The following is a 2,365-nucleotide window of genomic DNA, read 5'->3' as shown; positions in this document are numbered from 1 at the left end:
CCTTCTACTGGATGCTCGTGACCGCGCTGCGCGACCAAGCGCACACCTTCGACACCACCCCGTGGCCGACGCACGTGACGCTGGACAACTTCCGCGACGCGCTCGCCACCGACAAGGGCAACGACTTTCTCGGGGCGATCGGCAACTCGCTGCTCATCTCGCTGACCACCACCGCGCTTGCCGTGCTCGTCGGCGTGTTCACCGCGTACGCGCTCGCCCGCCTCGACTTCCCCGGCAAGGGCATCGTCACCGGCATCATCCTCGCCGCGTCGATGTTCCCGGGGATCGCGCTGGTCACGCCGCTGTTCCAGCTGTTTGGCGACCTCGGGTGGATCGGCACCTACCGCGCGATGATCATCCCGAACATCTCGTTCGCACTGCCGCTGACCGTGTACACGCTCATCTCGTTCTTCCAGCAGCTGCCCTGGGAGCTCGAGGAGGCAGCGCGCGTCGACGGCGCAACCCGCGGCCAGGCGTTCCGCCTCGTGCTGCTGCCGCTGGCCGCGCCCGCGATCTTCACCACCGCCATCATCGCGTTCATCACCACGTGGAACGAGTTCATGCTGGCCAGGCAGCTGTCCAACACCTCGACGGAGCCGGTGACGGTGGCGATCGCGCGCTTCTCTGGGCCGAGCGCGTTCGAGTACCCGTACGCGGCGATCATGGCGGCGGGGTCGCTGGTGACCGTGCCGCTGATCATCATGGTGCTCATCTTCCAGCGGCGCATCGTCGCAGGCCTCACCGCCGGCGGCGTGAAGGGTTAGCATGGACCAGCGCACAGACCTGATGTGGCAGGCAATCGTCGGGTTCGTCGGCTTCTTCGCCCTCCTCGCCCTCGTGCAGGGGCTGGTCAACGTGTTCCGCGACCAACCCGCGATCTGGCCAGGCCTGCTCGCCGGCGCGCTCGCGCTCGCCGAGTGGTGGCTCGTTCGCCGCTGGCTGGCGTGGCGCAACTCAGCGCTTGACGACGACACCCAGACACCCCAATAGGCGCCAGGGGTTACTGGCGCTACGTGGTTGCTGGGGTGTGGGCGAGGCGTTGTTCGCGTCTGTCGGGGTCGGCGTGATCGACCCCGCCGGGTATTCGATACCCGGTCGGGCTTTGCCACGTGATGCGCCCGTGGTGCCGGTGCATCCGGCCGCGGCCTGGCCTGCCGTTTTGCCGATTATGATACGTGCACAACCAACACAGGTTCCCAATCTCCGTCCCACCCCCGCTGGCCCACTCAGTCAGGTGGTGTGCCTCGGAGACATCCGCCGGCTGGTGGCAATCCGCCCAGGCGCATGTCGGCCCGTCCGCACTCATCAACAGCCGCAGCTCCCGAGTCGCCCGCCTCGGGTTGGCCGGGTCATCCCCAGCAAGGGTGGTGGCATACAGGTTGACCGGCCCGTCAGTCGGCGAGATCAGCGCGATATAGCCCGCCTTGTTGAGCTTCCGGTTGACCAACTCGGCACCGTTGAGCCACTCGCCGTTGGTCAGCTGCACCTGGATCTCGGCGGCGTTGTCGGGGTGGGTGCGCCAGGTGGCGAACTCGCCGATGTCCATGTTAAGCACCGTGGTGACCGCAGGTGCGGCAGCACGGGTGGTGGCATCACCGGTCAGCCAGGCTGCCGGGTCAAGGCGTGCTGCGTGGTAGGCGGCGAGCACGTCGCTGGTACGCCCCGTCACGTGCAGGGTGGACAGTCCCTTGTCGTGGTAGGTGATGCTTGCTTTCGGCGCCCGCGGAGTAGGTGGGGCGAGTTGCTTTTTCAGTTTCTTCGCAGCACGCATGATGGTGCGCAAATCGCCGTCGGTCTCGCACAGGGCGCGGCGGTATTTCCAGCGATCCGCATCCTTGGTCAGGCTGCGCGACGAGCGGGCGATAAAAGCGAGGGTGTCTATCCGGTGGCCGCGGTCGCGTGCGGCGTCGATGCAGGCGGTCTGCGCCCGACGGTTGCGCACCGGGGCGAAGAAGACCTCGGCGGCGGTGGCAAGTTGGGCGGCGCGGTCGGGGTCCATGCCGCGAGAGATCAGGGTCTCGGCGCTTGACGACGCGGCCGCGGCAACAAGGTCGATACCGCGGTTGTCGAGGGTGATCAGGTCGTCGAGAAGCGTCATGCCACACAGCATAAACTCCCCTGACCTGCGGGTTCAATGGTTTGTGAGAAGGATTCCACTTTCGGCCGAGCAGGGAACCGGAGGGGTGTTTTCAACGTCTAATAAGGTTTCGGGGTTTCAAGGCAGCGCGCGCACAGGATAGTGCTACAACTGATGCTATGAAACGAGCAACCAGGGCGTTTATCGCCGCAGCAACTGCCACCGCCATGATCGCCGCCGCGCAGCCGGCCCTCGCACAGGAGGGCGCCGGCGAGATGGGCGTGACCG

General features: G+C 66.4%; 3 protein-coding genes. 2 read left to right on the top strand and 1 reads right to left on the bottom strand.

What is annotated here, in order from left to right:
* Both EAW56_RS11740 and EAW56_RS11735 read left to right on the top strand, forming a co-directional pair.
* A partial coding sequence (locus EAW56_RS11740; protein ID WP_147453315.1) for a carbohydrate ABC transporter permease occupies positions 1-764 on the top strand: 764 nt, incomplete at its 5' end.
* Position 765: 1 nt separating this feature from the next.
* On the top strand, positions 766-990 hold the full coding sequence (locus EAW56_RS11735) for a hypothetical protein (protein WP_122086738.1): 225 nt from the start codon (positions 766-768) through the stop codon (positions 988-990).
* Between the two features lie 19 nt (positions 991-1,009).
* Here the strand turns inward: EAW56_RS11735 and EAW56_RS11730 are convergent, their stop codons facing one another.
* On the bottom strand, positions 1,010-2,098 hold the full coding sequence (locus EAW56_RS11730; RefSeq protein WP_122086735.1) for an HNH endonuclease signature motif containing protein: 1,089 nt from the start codon (positions 2,096-2,098) through the stop codon (positions 1,010-1,012).
* Positions 2,099-2,365: the final 267 nt, after the last annotated feature.

Source organism: Corynebacterium gottingense (assembly GCF_003693265.1).
In the GTDB taxonomy this organism is placed as follows: domain Bacteria; phylum Actinomycetota; class Actinomycetes; order Mycobacteriales; family Mycobacteriaceae; genus Corynebacterium; species Corynebacterium gottingense.
This window is presented reverse-complemented; position numbering and strand designations above follow the sequence as displayed.

Bases quoted from the DNA above. Each gene is read 5' to 3' on its own strand.
- EAW56_RS11735 (WP_122086738.1), top strand. From the start codon at position 766: ATGGACCAGCGCACAGACCTGATGTGGCAGGCAATCGTCGGGTTCGTC.
- EAW56_RS11730 (WP_122086735.1), bottom strand. From the start codon at position 2,098: ATGACGCTTCTCGACGACCTGATCACCCTCGACAACCGCGGTATCGAC.